This is a genomic window from Synechococcus sp. MIT S9504, assembly GCF_047497135.1.
GTDB lineage: Bacteria > Cyanobacteriota > Cyanobacteriia > PCC-6307 > Cyanobiaceae > Synechococcus_C.
On the sequence record NZ_CP138942.1, the window covers coordinates 2393628 to 2411041 of the forward strand.

Sequence of the window (17414 nt, forward strand, 5' to 3'; positions counted from 1 at the left end):
AGCAAATGGGAAAGCGCATGGAGGCCTGCTTCACAGGTGGGGAGAGCCTGAAAATAAGTGTTTCCTTGGCTAAGAGAAAGCAATTAAAATTAAAGCTCATTAGCAGGATAGCAGAAAGTCTAAATTATTAACGATACATGAGAATATAATACCCACAGGCTGCGGAAGAGAGCACAACCTATCAATCCACAAAATCGTTAATTGAGGCACTGTGCCACTAGTTCTGCCAAAGCTGCATAAGGTAATTGCCGAATGTTTCTACAGTATGAAATCTTTGCAAGCAATCTGCTGACGCATGTAATTGTTCGTCACTAATCTTAAGGTTGCCCATTATCACGTCAAGAAGAGCCTTGTAAACATCATCAAGAGAGGGGCTAACAAGAATAGAGGACTCAGGTTGTAGAAGCTTGTAAGTAAGCCCTACGTTTGTAGCAATAATGATATTATGGCAAGAAATAGCCTCCATCAAGGATTGAGAAGGGTAATTCTCATACTGCTGCAATGAAAGAAAAACTCTGGATGTAGGGAGGATTGTCCTCAAGTCTGCACATTTGGAAAACGTAAAATTATGAAGAGAGAGAGAAGAAACTAATGAATTAACTTCTCCAGAAAGAGAACCATTACCATAAATACTAAATCTCCAATGCTTCAATATACTCGAAGGGCATAATCGCTGAACCTGTGCTACTGCTAAAACGAAAAGCAATGGATTTTTTGATACTTCCATTCTTCCAGCAAACACGACATGGTTTTCTTTTTTCCCAGGACGAAAGAGGCTATAGTCAGTAAAAGAACAAGGTGTTATAGTTACAGGACATTGAACATTTGTTTTTTTTAACTCGTACAGAGAGTCAATATGGTCTGCACATTGAAGATATAGTGAGAATAAAAGACGGTTTTCTACCGGAGATGGCAAACCATAAGCCAAAGGATAATTAGCAACTGTATTGATAACGCGGGGACGATTGAATCCAAGGCGTTTAAATAGATAAAGAAATATATAGTAAGGGAGGAGAGATTTTTGAATTAAAACATTATGGACAACATCAAATTGGCGTAGAAAGAGGGTCCTGAAAATCAAAGACGCATTAAAATGCAAAATACATAATATACCCCTGCCTGGAATTTTAATCACTTCCTGAGAAGCATCAAGCAAATCATACGAACGGAATGAGGAGAAAAGGTTTGAAGGAACGAAGAGTATTGTAGATATTTTCCTGCTACCAAGATATTGAATTACCCTTGCAAATCTCCTCTCAGCTCCACCACCTGCCTTTATAGAATGGCAGTATATAACAACGAGTACTTTAGTGATTGGAACTGAAATCATAAAAAATAAAAAATAAAGTCCAATGGCGCCAACGGAATAAAAAGATCTAACCGATGGCATAAATCAGCATTTTTGAAGAACGACTGTATAATGAACAAAAAGCGGAAGCAAATACTCAGGAATATACCTCTCAAAAGAATAAAACCAATCAGCAAACTTTTTGTTTGGGGAAATACGGAAGTACTCCTTAAAAATAAGCTTAAATCCGTGTTTCTCAAAAAGCCTGATGAGCTTAAAAGGGCGAGTTATTCTTTCATTTCCATACAAGTGTTCTTTACCGTTATCATCTAAAAAAGTCTTTACAAGTTCAAATCCTCGCTCTCTAAATAATATATATTGCAAAAATGGATTCCAACCATTGGATTCGCAAATAACACAAAATCCATCGTCAGAAAGTAGATTGTATATAACGCCAGGCAACTCTTCTCGTGGCTCAATATGATGGAAAGCTTGTTCCATCCATATAATATCAACACGCTTTTGACTACAGGAAGCGCTGGCGTATTCAAATATATCTACATTTTCAAAAGTCGCATCTAGGTTTATGCCAAAACTATGTTCTAACATGTTCTTCCTGTATCTAGCAGTTTCTAGACGATCCTCTCTTAGATCAATGCCTTTAACTACAGCCCCTGATAATGCAAACCAAAGAGTTTCAGTACCGCACCCACACCCAACTTCCAAAATAGATGGAGATGTCTTAAATTTATTGATTAAAGAACAAACCTGTTCAGTTTGCTTGTTAAACTGAAACGAGATAGCATTACCAAAGTAGTCCATATAGGATGCATAATAGCTTCTAAAAGTCAATCCTTCCGGGGAAGCGTCGTCACGAAAGAGATCTATGGAATACTTAATAAATGAAGCAATGTCTTTAAAGATCATTCTGGAAGAACTCCTAACCATATGCAAGCAATTATAGGACACAACGACTCTAAGCTTTGAGTAAATTGATGCGGCTTATATCGGATTGATAGGGCAAGCAACTACCAGTGAATTGCAAAAGAATAGCTCCTTAAACATATCAGTTGAAGCATGATTTATTATATAAATATATACGCCTTTAGAGTGGATGCAGCAAAAGAACAAGCATGAAATCTACTCTAGAAAAAACATAACCAGCCAGAGAAATTGGTGATTTCAACTATGTCGCACTTATGAAAAGTCAAAAGGGAACGGAAACAAAAAGCACACTATAAAATATGAGGTAAAGGGATAAAATGCAAAGTCATATAATATACGGGAAAAGCAATTTAATCCAATTAAATTACATCTGAATCCAACGCAGATCTGATCAAACTTTAATGCCAAGTGTCTCGAAAACTTTCTATCTAGGAATATCGAGTAAATCAGATGTCCTATGCAGCCAAATTGACAGAGAGGAGTAAATTCTCGATATTTTCATAAATTTAATATCAAAGCCAACAAGACTGTGATTTCATGGTTTAATATCCTCTCATTTGATAGCTTGTCAAGTGAAGCATGGCAGCAAAAATATCAAGCCTTCAACTCAGTCAAATTTTCACTTGCTAGAATAAATCGTCCACAACTATAGCACTAAGTATAAACTAGAAAAACAAGTATTGGCTAGATCCAAAGACAACACCTGATATACAAGTAGTTGACCAATTTTCAAATGTGGTATTTCTCCTACAGGCAATACACAATGATTCAGGTAAGACATGATGGGGCGCAAAATCCTAAACAATAAATTATGCCATCTAAGAAAAAGGTCAAGCATTAGTGCAAATCGAACACGGCTTATAGCTCAAATCGAAACTATTTTCTTAGTTAAGTTATTTGCAAAGTGAGCAAAATATCTGAGGATAAGAATGACTATAGCTCACTAATTGCACTAAAAAACTTCAACTATACAAGAAATATGGGGATTGAGAACCGAGCAAAAAGTCTTTTGAAAGATCAGAAGGTTCTAGAACCACGGAGATTCTTAAGTCTGAAAAACTGAGAATTTAAAAAGAGAAAAAATATAATACCATGCCCGCCAACCAAAAAGAAACTGTCTAAAAATGACCTTAGAAAGATTGCCAACCACAAACCAAAAGGTATAGAAAAAGATGAAATAGCAAACAGAACAACTTTAACTAATCCTGGGATTCCTTCGTATAATAGCATATATAAAAAACTATTATGTGGGTTGAAAGGGTAAAGCAATGGGCCCAAATTAGACAAATTATAAAAAATCATTTCCGGATCAAAGGTTATGATTTCTTGCCACCAAAGGAATCTCACCTCTTCATAATCGGTATGAAACTTTGGATTGCTATAGATTATAAAAACAAGAGAGAAGAGCAGTGTGATAACAACCATAAACTTAAAAATTTTGGAAGCACTAATACCCCAAACTTTATTTTTTAACCAAAGAAAATTCTCATTACTTATAAGCGACAAAAGCAAAAATACGGATGACCTATTAGAACCTATGCCGCCTGGATTACTAATAAGTGCAGCTGAGACACATAAAAGAACTGTAAGCTGATTGGCTTTTCCAATGAAGATAAAATTCAGGATAATAAGATATAAATAGAGTTGCGAAAGCAGATTGACCACGTGCAAGCCAAATTGATAGTACGCAATCCAGGCACCTACCAATATCGAGAAAACCACCAAAATGTCTATTTTTTGATAATAATTGCTATGCAGATTCAATCTAGTCAATGACAAAGGAAGAAACAAAAAACCAACAAATGGAATAAAAGATATGGCGGGACCCAACACACCACCATCAAGTAAGGAGGAAAACAAGCCAACGATGAATATTAATTTCCCAAATCCACCAAGCAATTTATATTGTGAAACAAAAAGAAAGCCGCCCAAAACCAACAGAAGAATTATTGAATTAACAATTATAGAGTCAATTAAAGGCAGCAATATAACTTGAGCACTCAGTGATAAGCCAAAAAGAGTATAAGCAATTTTAGATCGTACAAAATTCACGGAATCTACCAGACATACAACACTTTAAAGGGGTAGAACTTTTATTGAGATCTCTTGAGGCCACACAGCTTTTAATTGAAATCACAGGATGAAAGTACTTTGACACAACATATGACTAAGAGCGACTCATCGTTGCCAAAAGAAAAAAGAATAAACAATCAGCTTTAAACTTAAAATTTTAATCTAGATGAAAGAACAAAATCATCAAAAAGCTACTTAACAAAAGTTCATCTATAAATTGGATCAGATTATTCATAGACTGGAGATAATTAACAGCATTGCTAATCAAGTATATTGTAGCAGGGATGTCAGAAGCTAATATCCGAATGAACGTCGAACAATATTAAACATTTTTTTTGCTAAAATAAAATATTTCTTTTCGCTAGGATAAGCATCGTGCATTACTTCTGGCCTATCAATATAATTAGTAAGATCAATACGACTCCAACCCATTTTTTTCAGGAAATACGAAATATCGTTGTCTAGATCTTGTTGAGATGGATAAGGAATACCCTCCAATGCTTTCAAAGCATCAGCCCGAGACATTTGTCCTGAAGCGACAACCGTCCCTAGGTGCAACAAACGCTTGTCAACACCAAATTTCTCGGGAAGGAGATAGCCTTGATAGAACCGCGTAAAAATTGATTCATAATGTTTAAATGGATAACGTTTATAACCATAATGAGTTTCTAACGCATCTAAAGCATCAAACTTATTGAAAGGCAAATAATCTAAAAAAGATATCCACTTAATACCGCGAATAAAGCTATCTACAACAAGGTCAACTGTAGAGTAAAGTGGAAAAGACTTGATTCGAATACCCGCAAAAGTTTTAGCTAATGCCCTGATATTTCGCGCATCACGCTTGTACCAATTCCAACCTTGTGGCATACGCATACCTTCTGTAATCTGATTGCTCCCAGACATAATGTACTTTATGCCATATTTACGCGCCTGCTGATAACATACGGCAAGCATAGCATTATCATATAGCAACTCAACATCTATAACATCAGCATCAAAGAAGGATTGCATTAACCCGCGATATTCATGCCAATTAATCACATGGGTGTAAAGGTCAACGGAAAAGCTTTTAACTAAATTAGCGATGTTATTCTGTGCAAGTTCAGAGTTCCAACCGTTATCCATGTGAACAGCAAGCGGGCGCAAACCAAGTCGTTTAACCTCGACAAGCGTCCAGGAGCTATCAACTCCACCTGACACTCCAACAATACAATCGTACGTTTTTCTTTTTCCATCCTTTTTAACTTGGTTTACAAGCCTCTCTAGGCGTCTTCTCTTTTTATCCGGAGCTTCGTCAATAATATGACTCGAACGTTCAAGGAATTCAGAGCAGAAATTGCAAGTACCGTTGCTATCAAATACAATTTCAGAAGCCGAAGTGTCCATCAAACAACGCGTGCATTGCTGATAAGGCCTATTGTTTTTATATGCAGTCATAATTCATATACTAGATGGATTGAAGAGATATTCTAATTCATCATAACTAGGATAAGTAATTAATACCGCTCGATGCTTTCCATAATATACGAAAAAAGCCCCCGCTGCAACAGCGCTGGCACCAGCGTCTACGCAAGCCTTGATGTCTGCCAGGCTAGATACACCGCCAAGACAAATTAAAGGAACTCCAATCGCAGAACTAGCCTGCTTGATCAATGACAAGTCAGGCCCAGCAAGCGTACCGTCTTTGTCAACTGCATTAAGCACCACTTCTCCTGCACCAGCCAGAACAAGCCTCTGCATCTCCTCCAACCAATCGACATCAATCAACTTGCCGGATGATGATTGATAAAGCTTGGGATTACCTCGCCAATTTTTTTTTATATCTAAAGATACCATGATACTTTGACTCCCAAACTGACTGACAAGTTCTCTAATAAAGGCAGAATTAGATAGAATTGATGATTGCAAACATATTTTTTCTACGCCCAAAGAAAAAATTCTTCTCGCTTGATCTATATTTCTAATCCCTCCACCATAAGATAACGGCATGAAGCACTCAGCAGCAAATTGCTCAATTAAGTCATAGTCTGGTTCACGTTCTTTCTTACTCGCCACAATATCAAATATAGCCAACTCATCTACTTCTTTATCGTTAAAAATACGAATAACATTGATAGGATCTCCAACATATTCAGGGTTTTTGAAACGAATTGTTTTAACCAAACTTCCTTCACTTAGTAGTAAGGACGGTATCACACGATGCTTAAGCATAAATCACAGATTGATATATCGGTGCATGAGTTCCATACCAAAACGATGACTTTTTTCAGGATGAAACTGCACACCATAAATTCTTTTTTTCTGGAAAGCTGCACAGAAGCTATCTCCATGATTCGAAGTTCCAATCACGTCTGAAAAATGGTCTGGAACAACCCTATAAGAATGGACGAAATAAAAGCGCTGCTCAATTTCACTCAAAGGTAGCAACAAATTAGGCACTGTCGAATTGACTACATTCCAACCCATGTGGGGTACTTTTAAACATGATCTTGCAGGAAACTGAAACTTTTTGACATCTGCATCGATTAAACCTAGGCCAGGAAGTTGACCTTCTTCGCTTCTTCTACAAAGCATCTGCATTCCGAGACAAATACCGAGTATGTAAATATTTTTACTGTTAACGAGATTTATAATGGTTTGGGTAAACCCTATATCCGTTAGCCGAGTTATTCCTTCGTCAAAATGACCAACACCAGGAAGTAATATTTTTGAATAATCTTGAAGTTGTGAAGGCGTCTGTAATGTAACAGCCTTACCACCCACCTTTTGGATCATCCGCTCGATTGAACCAATGTTCCCCAGGCCAACATCAATTACAGCAATGGATTTGCTAGTAGTCATCAGTTTTTACTAACCTGCCGATCTAAACCACTGTTTGCTAAAATCCATTCAATTGCTTTTTGCCATGATGCCGAGCTAGATGTATTCAGCAAATTAGATTTTAAAGGAACAGCCTCATCAATCCAAGACTTAATATAACTTGTTTCAGCCGAGCTTTTAACTGCATAGCCAGAAGACACTAAGTCTTCAAACAAACCTGCATTAGTATTTCCATCTCGTAAGCTTGGACATAACAATAAAGACTTCAATCCAAAATTAGCGCATTCGTAACTAGCCATCGAAGACATAGATACGCTTCCAGAACATATCCTGGCTAATGATGGCAAAGGCAGCGAAGAAGCGGTCTGCCATTCGCAATTAGAATGAATTGAGCAGAATGCATGAAGTCTTTCTCGGATAGCACTATACTTTTGACCTCGATGTTGGACGGGATGAAGTCGAAAATGCCAAAAAACTTCTTGCATTTCAATTATAACTTGCTCAAGCTTTTTAGGAAACAAGCCATTATCCAAGATTCCTGCGAGATGAGTATATTTACCGTGATCGCCGTCATAACCCCACTGAAGAAGCACGATAATTCTCTTTACGTAAGACTTGGCTATTGGATATATATCGTTCGAAGGAAGTGGCTGGTAAGATGAATTTTTACCGACAAATTTTTTGATAAAAGGATTTGGTATTTCTAGAATTTTGATCCCTCGCTGAGCGATCGGCAGAAAAGTTTCTGTAGACACGGAGTCCATACTCAGAATAGCTTTTGGCAAATGGGAAGTCTTCCGAGAGTTCAAACCCCAAGGAATTACATCATAACCATAACCATGTAAGAGCTCAAGATGTAAAATATCAAGTTTTCTGGCAGCAAGGCATAAGCCCTCTGAGCATCCAATCGTTATTACAACCCTTGCGCGGCAGGATTTAAAAACCTTGCTAAAAAGCAAAGTATCAAGCATCACTTTGTTAAAAAAACAGCTAAGAACAATTACGGCGAAATGCTTTCTATTCAGGGATACTGGGTTAGCCCATGCTTTACTACCTATTAACCTCGAAAAAGGGTGAGCTACAACCGAAGAGACTAAACCAAGTATTTCAAATTCTTCTCTTAAGCTATCAATCAAGGGTGAATACGCTCGCCCATCTAGCTGTAAACCACGATCACTATCATGACAGAAGAACAATACATCACATTTCGAAGGGTATTTGTCTGGGCCAGACAAGACGGCCGCCCAAAAAATATCGATAAACTTTCGGAAAAAGCGTAAAAAAATCATAATATTTTTCGATATCACTATGAATGCAAAAAACTAGTGTGTACAAAAAGTTAAAGAATCTGTCACAAGCCCGTATAATGGTTTCATGGAAGACTGTAAAAAGATTTGATTTGAGAACTTAACCCGTGAAGAAAGGGCATTTAATTGGCATTTCATGGTTAATACTGGATACAGATTGAAGGCTGATTTCACACAGAAAGAGATAAAATTGCTTAAAAATAAATGGTTGAATTAATCAGATATTTTATCAAGAAAATAAACTGCACAAAGGCCTCAGAAATAAAAACTAGATTAGCGTGTGCCACAAAATAAGTAAAACTAGTACGAGTACAGACGACGTAGGTCATTTGAGATGATGCTTTCACCAATCATTCATTGATAAGTAACGTCAAAAAAGCGCTTCTTAAGAAGATTTTCAAGTGATTGACTCTCCAGAATCTTCACAATGGCTGTACTTGCACCACCACTTCCATAGGGGTTACTGACCTTAGGGAGTTTAGCCTGAAAAGAGGATGAAAACAAATGTCTAATAGATTTGGCGATAGATCTATAATCAGCCGGACAATCAATAACACTTTCTGCGCGCAGGCGACCCTTTTGCCGATCACCAATATTAACGGTGCCTTTGCAAAAGCTAGGAACTTCAGCAAGTCCGCTAGATGAGTTGCCGATTACTCCATCCACATGCTTAATGCACGAGAGATACCTCAACTGACCGAGAGAAGTATAGGCACATGCCATTGGGTGCGATAAACAAAACTCCCTGATCTGGTGAACCAAAATGCGGCTATCAGTGTCTGCATTGGGCATAGTAAAAATCAAACCGACATTATTCAGCTCATTTAAAGCTGTTAATAGCTCCTTCATCTGATTACTACTAGTAGTCTTCTCCAAAGTGACAGGATGATATGTAATCAAAAGATTACGCTTTGCCAGCTTAAAGTCAAGTTCTTTCTCCAATTGAGAGCGGCTAAGCAGCTCAAGACGTATTATGTTGTCTATACCTAAGCCACCAACGTTATACACACTCTGAGGCTGTTCACCTAACTGAATCACTCTTTTTCGGTACTCGTCAGCGGCAACAAAGTGAAGATGTGACATCTTGGTGATCGAATGGCGAATCGCATCATCAAAAGCACCTTCAGTAAGCTCACCACCATGGAGATGAGCAATAGGTATACGGGCAATCATGGCAGAAGCCGCAGCGGTGAAGATCTCAAAACGATCGCCAAGCACTAAAAGAAGGTCAGGTTGAAGTTCTGCCAAAACATCTGCGAATCCAACCATGGCCAACCCCATCGACTTTGTTATCCCAACGGGTGTGTCGGAACTAAGCAACATCTCAACTTTGCGGTCAATGAAGAAGCCATCAGCTAAAATATCTTCGATTGTGAGCCCGAACTCCGGGGATAAATGCATCCCAGTCACAATCAGCTGCAATTCGAGCAGCTCAGAGTCTTGAATGCCCTTCATCACCCAGCGCAACAACCCGTATTCAGCACGGGTGCCTGTCACAACGCAGATTTTGCGCGAGGTCGTGCTCATTCGATCAATGCGTCTGCAGCGAAGTCTCGGAGAGCTTTCCGGCCGATCCAGGCATCCCAGTTCATTGGCGAGATACCTGTACCGGGGCGCTTGGCAGTGAGATTTACCTCACTGAACAGCTCACCAGCGCAAATAGGACGAGCCGCCACTAACGACTTACGCACCACCGGCAGGTTGTTCTGCTCACTTGGTGTTGGCCGCTTAATGCCATCACCAAGAGCCCGCTCAATAGTTCGGATGCCACGAACCATGGCAGCAAACTGATCGGGTTCAAGGCTAGCTTTGTGATCAGGGCCGGGGAGTTTGCGATCGAGGGTGAGGTGCTTTTCGATAACGGTCGCGCCCATTGCCACCGCGGCAATCGGCACAGAAATTCCATCTGTATGATCGGAATAACCAACCGCAACTCCAAAAGATTGGGCGATGGTGTTCATCGCTCGCAAGTTAACCTCATCTAGTGGAGCAGGATATTCAGTAGTGCAGTGCAACACGGTGATTCTGCTGCGAGATGTCCCAGCCTGTTCCAGCACCGCAAGTGCAGCTTCAATCTCACCAAGATTGGCCATACCTGTGGAGAGAATCACAGGCTGGCCCTGACTTCCGATGTGGCGCAAATAGGGGAGATTAGTGATTTCACCGGAAGGAACCTTCCAGCGCTTAAGCTTCAGGGATGCCAGCAGCTCAATGCTTGAGATATCAAATGCAGTGGAGAAAAATTCAATATTTTTCTGCTGACAATATTCAATTAACTCTACATGTTGATCAAAGTGGAGTTCGAGGCGCTTCAACATCGCCAGTTGGCCCTCCGAAGAATCCAAAGCCCTCTGTTGGTAAGCCGCTTGTTCTGCATGCTGTGTAGCAAGTTGACTTGCTTGAAAAGTCTGGAACTTCACCACATCGGCTCCAGCATCGCTAGCAGTATCGACAAGCTTCTTGGCGAGCTGTAGATCACCATTGTGATTCACACCTGCTTCAGCAATAATGATGGTCATTTACAAAACCTCCCACCTGCAAAGAGTTTAGCCTCAGAAATCCATTCAACAATACGAATATAAGTATCACCGGTCTTGACTAAAAAACCAACACCATCTTTAGCAAGAAGGGCCCCCGGTATGCACTTATATGCGGGAGCATCGGTGACAAGTTCAGCTTTTACAATATAGACGGTCTTATCTTTTATTTTTGTCTGGGCTAATGGCCCCGGGTGTGATAAAGCCCTGACAAAATTAAAGACCTCTCTTGAGGTCCAATTCCAATCAATTGTTTCATCCCCTGGCTTTCTTTGGCTAAAAATACTCCCGACAGGGTGGACAGAATTTTGAGTTAATCGAGATGCGTTCCCTGACCTAATAAGTTGGATTGCTTCATATAACACTGAAGGACACTCGCGATGTGCCCTGGCAAGAAGAGATCCATAGTCATCATTGCCATCAATAGGGTAAATGCGCTGAAGCACAATATCTCCGGTGTCCACTCCATCATCAATATAATGAACTGTTATACCAAATTCTTTCTCATCATTGATTAGCGCCCAATTAAGAATATTGCGACCTCTATAGAACGGTAGCTTTCCAGCATGGCAGTTTATAGTCCCCAAGGGAGGGAAAGAGTAAAGCCGCGCTCTAAGAATTTGATCAAAAGACATTGAAACGAACAAATCACACTTATGATCAGCTATCAAATCCAAAAAACTATCAGAATTTACATTCTCGGATATATAGAATTGAACCCCGAGGTCATCCGCTTTTTTCTTAAGATATTGATCAGGATTTGAAAACCTAGCGCAAATAAAAGCAACCTCCAAACCTGTATCCAAAGCAATTAAATCAAGAGCTCGATGGGACCATGGGCCATCGGCAAAATACCCTATTTTCAAATGTGATAAACCCATGTTTGGCAAATAATACGTGAAAGCTTGAATTAAATTTTTGCAAGGAAGGTATAGAACAGGAGGTTAATCAGAATTCGATCATCACCTCCAATCAGGAGAAATGGCTACATTCCTCCCATCCCTCCACGAGCTGAGGACTACTAGGCAGATTAAGCAAACGCGACGCTTGATTCTCGGCCACACCGAGCGATCCTGCAGGGCAAGCCATATACATCGGAAGCTGGTGTAATGGTGTCCATACTGGGCGAAGCAATAAACCGATCGAGTGTGCGCGTTCCAGCAGCTGCAGCCGCGCAGCTTGAGCGACGAGGGGATCCTCTGCAGTGAAGCGCAAGCTCACCAACCAGTGATTACTTCGGCAATCAGTAGGTTCCCCTACAAGCTCAACGCCGTCCAGCTCAGCAAAGACCTCTGCATAGCGTTGGACTACAAGGAGTTTAGCATCAAGACGACGATCCAAATCCTCTAGCTGGGCAACACCAAGGGCGGCATTGAGGTTGGGAAGGCGGTCGTTCCAGCCAACGGCATCGTGCACAAACTCCCAAGGGTGAGGATGCTTGGCGGTAGTCGACAAGTGCCGTGCCCGCTTAGCTAGGGCAGAATCATTAGTGAGCAGGGCACCGCCGCCACCAGTCGTAATCAGCTTATTGCCGTTAAAGCTGAGTGTGCCCACTGACCCAAACAGGCCGCAATGGGTCGCTCCTCGCCAGCTGGCGAGTGCTTCAGCAGCATCTTCAACCAGGGGAAATCCCCAAGTATCAGCCAACGTCCGCAGCTGATCCACCTCGGCTGGATGGCCAAAAACATGCACTGGCAGTGCCGCAGCGATACGCCGGCCTGTTTCTCTGTTGACCAGGGTGTCTTCGCGTCGATCAGCAATGGCCTCCAGGCGTGCAGCCAAGGCAGCGGGGCAAAGGCCTAGCGAATTGGGCTCCACATCAACGAAATGAGGCACCGCTCCAAGGTGAGCGACGGCATTGGCCGTGGCCACAAAGCTCAGCGGCGGCAACAGCACCTCATCGCCAGGGCCCACCCCCACCAGATGCAGGGCCAGCCGGAGGGCGATAGTGCCGTTACTCACTACCACCGCATGTCTAGCGCCGGTAATACTGCACAACTCCTGCTCAAAGCGACTCACCCAGCTGCCTGCCGTGCTCACCCAACCGCTATCAAGGCAGTCCTTCACATAGGCCCAGGCCTGAGTGCCACCAAAATCAGGCTCATGCAAGCTAATCGGATGCTCCTTAGAGCAGGAACCCACCACTTGCTGAATTCCCTGCAGTACAGACTCCACATTGGGGTTTGCAGCAGCTTTCACATCTCAGACCGCATAAGTACCAGGTCGATAGCGTGACAGGTTGTCAGGATCACTGAACCAATCAGCGGTTTGGGCCAGCCCGCGACGGAAGCCCTCAAGACCGCCATAGGCAGGCTGCCATCCGGTGAGCTGGCGCAGGCGGGTGTTGTCGCCAAACAAACGATTCACCTCGGAAGCCTCAGGCCGCATTCTCTGTTCATCCGTAACGATCTCCAGCTCAACATTCATCACCTCAGCGATGAGAGCAACCGTATCCCCGATCGAAATCTCAAAATTGCTGGCTGCATTCACAACCTGACCTAGCGCAGCATCACAACCAGCGATGCTCTCGAAGGCAGCACAGGTATCAGCAACAAAGTTGAAATCACGAGTTGGTGACAGTGCCCCCAAACGAATCTGACGTTGGCCTGCAGCGACCTGAGTGATAATCGTAGGGATCACGGCGCGGGCACTCTGGCGAGGACCGTAGGTGTTGAATGGCCTCAAGACTGAAACAGGCGTTTCAAAGCTGCGCCAGTAGCTCAGTGCAATTTGATCTGCACCGATCTTGCTGGCGGCATAGGGCGACTGACCCACCTGGGGATGATCTTCCGTAATAGGCACAAACTGGGCAGTGCCGTAAGTCTCTGAAGTGGAGGTGTGAACCACGCGGCTTACCCCAAGGTCACGGGCAGCTTGTACAACATTCAACGTACCGTGAATGTTGGTATCCACGTAGCTAGATGGAGCCACATAGCTGTAGGGGATGGCAATCAAGGCCGCCAAGTGAAAAACCTGATCACAGCCTCGCATCGCTTCCCTTACACAGAGGGGATCGCGAATATCACCCAACACCACTTCCAGCTCAGCCTTGGTGGATTCCGGGAGAGTATCGAGCCAACCCCAACTAGCATTGGAGTTATAGAGACAAAATGCACATACCCGATGGCCAGCTTCCACCAACGCTTCAACGAGGTGGGAGCCAATAAAACCATCCGCACCGGTGACCAGAACTTTACTCATCATTGTGTGTATCTCAACCTGTTTGTTGCATCAGAAATTCACCCCATTGCCAATCAAGCAGAGTGTCGATATCAACAGAATGCTCTGGTGACATCACATAACCCAAAGTTTGTTTATTAAGAAAGCTGCTCTCACGCTCCAAGAAACAACGAGATGCCAGATAAAGAGCGCCATTAAGCTCATACGCATGTGGAAGCTGTTGGCGGCAGGCAACATTCGAGCGATAAAGCAAAGGCTGCAATACTTTGTCTGGCGACATGCTAAACATCCATGCTGGGTGCTTGCTAGAAAGCGACACTGACACAACCGAATCGTTTCCAGCTTGCCGATATAGGGCTACTATCTTCTCAACATCCTCCACTCGTCGTAGCGGAGAAGTGGGTTGCAAAAGCAAAAGATCACTAACGTCTGGCAGCTGCTCAAGAACATGCAGCACAGGAGCGATTCCGGACGCAGTATCGGTGGCCAATTCTAGGGGCCTGAGAAAAGGTACCTCAGCCCCGCCTGCGAGTGCGATCTCGGCAATCTCATGATCGTCGGTGCTCACCACCACTCTATCCACGCTCGGTGCTGCTAATGCCACATCAATTGACCATTGCAGCAGAGGTTTGCCATAAAAAGGTCGAATGTTTTTCCGGGGGATCCCCTTAGAGCCTCCCCGGGCAGGGATCAAGGCAACAAGGCTCATGGCTCCTCCTGAACACACCACTCACGGTGGGCTTGCTGCAGAGTTTCTGGCCGGCCTACATCTAGCCAATATTCATGGATTGGACATACAGCCACCCGATGACCAACCTCTTGAGCAGCTTTCAACAGGCTAGGCATGTCGGTGAATTGATTTGGAGGTAGAAGAGTCAGCAGTTGTGGATCAATCACATAAACCCCGGCGTTTACCTGATGCCTATATGTTGGCTTCTCCTCGAAGCCGGCGAGTTCAATACCTTTGGTTTGCACCACACCAAAAGGAACTGTGAGCTCTTGTTCGCGAACACAAAGAGAAGCCTGAGCTCGATGTTCGGTGTGGAAGTTCAGCAGATGGCTGAAGTCAAGGCGCGTCAGCACATCCCCATTGAGCACCAAGAATGGCTTCGTAAGCGAAACAGGAAGCAACTGCAGTGAACCGGCAGTACCTAGTGGTTCATTTTCGATCAAATAGCGAATCGAAACTCCCCAGCGAGCTCCATCAGCAAAATGCTCGATGATTTGCTCCTTAAGGTAATTCACCGAAAAATAAAAATCAGAGAAACCGTCTGCGATACATTTCTCGAGCAAAATTTCAAGCATAGGACGACCTCCAACTGGGATCATCGGCTTGGGGCAATTTTCTGTATAGGGCCGCAAACGAGTTCCTTTCCCACCGGCCATGATCACGACGGAGTTGTCGAGTTTCTGGGGATTCAGAAGCTCCTGCAACAACAGTAATTCGACAACCAACCCATCTTCATCAAGCACAGGGATCTGCCCCAAAACCTCCCGACGCATCATTTCAAGTATTACACCCTGATTGTCGCTGCTACGCACGAAGCGAAACTTGTGATTCATCAACTGGTGAACAGGCGAGTCAAGACTTGCGCCATGCAACAAACCACGACGGATATCTCCATCTGTAAGCGTGCCGAGCAAACGCTGATCATCATCTACGACCAAGGCAATTTGAGCAGCTCCTTGATCAATAACTTTCATAGCATCCTGAATTGATAGATCGGGAGCTACGAAAAAATCTACAATCTCGGTAGTCACAGTTAATTCATTCCAAAAGCATGTCTGCCGGAGAAATCAATTCTCTGCATGTCATCGCCAGTAATCTCAAGCCATCCAATCCACTACGCTCTGGGTGAAACTGAAATCCGGCTATTGAGCCATTCCGAACTGCAGCCACAAAGGGGTGATGACCATAGTTGCAGTGGAACATCACCGAAGCTGGATCAACTTCGGTAGCCACAAAACTATGCACAAAGTATTGATAAATGACCTCAAAAGAATTATCGAAAAGACTAGCAGAGCCTTCAATCAATCTGTTCCAGCCCATATGGGGCAAAATTATTGATTGTCCATCAACATCAAAAGCTGGAAGCGATTTTACTTGACCCTGGAGAACACCAAGCCCATAACTCTCACCAAATTCATCACTGGATTCAAACAACATCTGCATTCCTAAACAAATACCAAGCAAAGGTTTTTTTGAAGCCACCCACTCTTGGCATAACCAGGTATCCAAACAACGACTTCGCAAAGAAGACATTCCCTTAGGAAAAGCCCCAACCCCAGGCAAAGCCAATAGATCACAAGAGCTCAACTGGTTGGTTTGATCGCTTAGAACGATCTCAGCGCCAAGACATTGCAAAGCGTTGACAAGGCTCTGCTGATTACCCATTCCATAATCAATTACACCAATGCATAATTCTGCTAAAGAATAATCTTCTTTCAACTCATCAAGCCTCGAAGAGGTAGAGACTCCATGAGCAACATGACGAAGAGGAATTTTTGACACTGAACCTGTTAATTTATACTTGACGGTCTCAAGATTCAGTCGACGTTGATGAAGCGCCGCGCCCAAGCTCACAGCTGAAACCTGGGGGTGCTGCAAAACCGTATTTAGTTGATCGACTTCAGCAAAACCACCCCCAACAACCAACGGAACGCGAGCAATAGAGGAAGCTACTGCTATCAAATCCTCATCAGGTCCAGAACAGGTGCCGTCCTGATCCACAGAGGTAAGCAAGATCTCACCAGCACCGAGTTGGTTGAGTTGTTTAATCCAATCAGCAACATCTCGGCCTGTCCGTTCACGGCCAGCTTCTTTCATTGCAACCCAAGCCCCATCGGCCGTACGCCTGGCCTGAATTGACGCAACCACGCACTGTCTGCCGAATGCCTCAGCCAAATTTGTAATCAACTCTGGACTTTCAAGAGCAGCTGTGTTTACAGCGATTTTATCCGCACCGGCAGCCAGAAGATCCGCAGCATCTTTAACTGATCGCACACCACCACCAGCAGTGATTGGGATAAAAACTTCGCGACTAGTGCGACGGAGCAAGTCAGAGAGACTGTTGCGACCGAATAGACTGGCAACAGCATCGACGTACAGCAACTCATCAGCTCCACTATTAGCGTATAGAGTTGCAGCGTCACAGGGATCACCAACGACTCTCAATCCTTCGAAGCGCACGCCCTTGATCAGGCGACTACCCTTGATATCGAGTCGAGCAATTAAACGCTTGCAAAGTGTCATATTATAAG

General features: G+C 43.1%; 15 protein-coding genes. All 15 read right to left on the reverse strand.

The annotated features are described in order from the left end of the window. Positions 1–217 precede the first annotated feature (217 nt). A complete protein-coding gene (locus SIB58_RS13340) occupies positions 218–1390 on the reverse strand; it encodes a glycosyltransferase (protein WP_082823398.1) in 1173 nt (390 codons plus the stop codon). A 3-nt stretch (positions 1391–1393) separates the two neighbouring features. Then, the gene (locus SIB58_RS13345) at positions 1394–2215 is read right to left on the reverse strand and encodes a class I SAM-dependent methyltransferase (RefSeq protein WP_197461169.1); all 822 of its coding nucleotides are present in this window, start codon (positions 2213–2215) and stop codon (positions 1394–1396) included. A 1035-nt stretch (positions 2216–3250) separates the two neighbouring features. Then, positions 3251–4171 carry a hypothetical protein gene (locus SIB58_RS13350; protein ID WP_197461170.1) on the reverse strand — a complete coding sequence of 307 codons (921 nt, stop codon included), beginning with the start codon at positions 4169–4171 and terminating at the stop codon, positions 3251–3253. 429 nt (positions 4172–4600) lie between these two features. Continuing rightward, a complete protein-coding gene (locus SIB58_RS13355; protein ID WP_074162597.1) occupies positions 4601–5746 on the reverse strand; it encodes an N-acetyl sugar amidotransferase in 1146 nt (381 codons plus the stop codon). 3 nt (positions 5747–5749) lie between these two features. Continuing rightward, positions 5750–6520 (reverse strand): AglZ/HisF2 family acetamidino modification protein, encoded by a 771-nt coding sequence (locus SIB58_RS13360; RefSeq protein ID WP_414494662.1) that lies wholly within the window; start codon positions 6518–6520, stop codon positions 5750–5752. A 3-nt stretch (positions 6521–6523) separates the two neighbouring features. Next, positions 6524–7150 (reverse strand): imidazole glycerol phosphate synthase subunit HisH, encoded by a 627-nt coding sequence (gene hisH / locus SIB58_RS13365; protein WP_067326760.1) that lies wholly within the window; start codon positions 7148–7150, stop codon positions 6524–6526. Next, the gene (locus tag SIB58_RS13370) at positions 7150–8418 is read right to left on the reverse strand and encodes a hypothetical protein (protein ID WP_156486731.1); all 1269 of its coding nucleotides are present in this window, start codon (positions 8416–8418) and stop codon (positions 7150–7152) included. Before SIB58_RS13370 ends, hisH (SIB58_RS13365) begins: the two co-directional genes overlap by 1 nt. Before the next feature lie 372 nt (positions 8419–8790). After that, positions 8791–9963 (reverse strand): UDP-N-acetylglucosamine 2-epimerase, encoded by a 1173-nt coding sequence (neuC, locus tag SIB58_RS13375; RefSeq protein WP_067326766.1) that lies wholly within the window; start codon positions 9961–9963, stop codon positions 8791–8793. After that, on the reverse strand, positions 9960–10955 hold the full coding sequence (neuB, locus tag SIB58_RS13380; RefSeq protein WP_067326769.1) for an N-acetylneuraminate synthase: 996 nt from the start codon (positions 10953–10955) through the stop codon (positions 9960–9962). The genes neuC and neuB overlap by 4 nt, the downstream gene beginning before the upstream one ends. Then, complete coding sequence (locus SIB58_RS13385; RefSeq protein ID WP_067326771.1) at positions 10952–11854, reverse strand: methionyl-tRNA formyltransferase; 903 nt, start codon at positions 11852–11854, stop codon at positions 10952–10954. Before SIB58_RS13385 ends, neuB begins: the two co-directional genes overlap by 4 nt. Before the next feature lie 91 nt (positions 11855–11945). Continuing rightward, entirely contained in the window at positions 11946–13172 is a 1227-nt protein-coding gene (locus SIB58_RS13390; RefSeq protein ID WP_067326774.1) for a LegC family aminotransferase, read from the reverse strand. 3 nt (positions 13173–13175) lie between these two features. Beyond that, a complete protein-coding gene (locus tag SIB58_RS13395) occupies positions 13176–14174 on the reverse strand; it encodes an NAD-dependent 4,6-dehydratase LegB (protein ID WP_067326777.1) in 999 nt (332 codons plus the stop codon). A gap of 13 nt (positions 14175–14187) precedes the next feature. Next, positions 14188–14862 (reverse strand): cytidylyltransferase domain-containing protein, encoded by a 675-nt coding sequence (locus tag SIB58_RS13400; protein ID WP_067326779.1) that lies wholly within the window; start codon positions 14860–14862, stop codon positions 14188–14190. Continuing rightward, positions 14859–15914: a nucleotidyltransferase family protein gene (locus tag SIB58_RS13405; protein WP_074162598.1), complete on the reverse strand. Its 1056-nt coding sequence runs from the start codon at positions 15912–15914 to the stop codon at positions 14859–14861. The genes SIB58_RS13400 and SIB58_RS13405 overlap by 4 nt, the downstream gene beginning before the upstream one ends. Positions 15915–15921: 7 nt before the next feature. Beyond that, complete coding sequence (gene hisH / locus SIB58_RS13410; protein ID WP_067326784.1) at positions 15922–17406, reverse strand: imidazole glycerol phosphate synthase subunit HisH; 1485 nt, start codon at positions 17404–17406, stop codon at positions 15922–15924. Positions 17407–17414 lie beyond the last annotated feature (8 nt).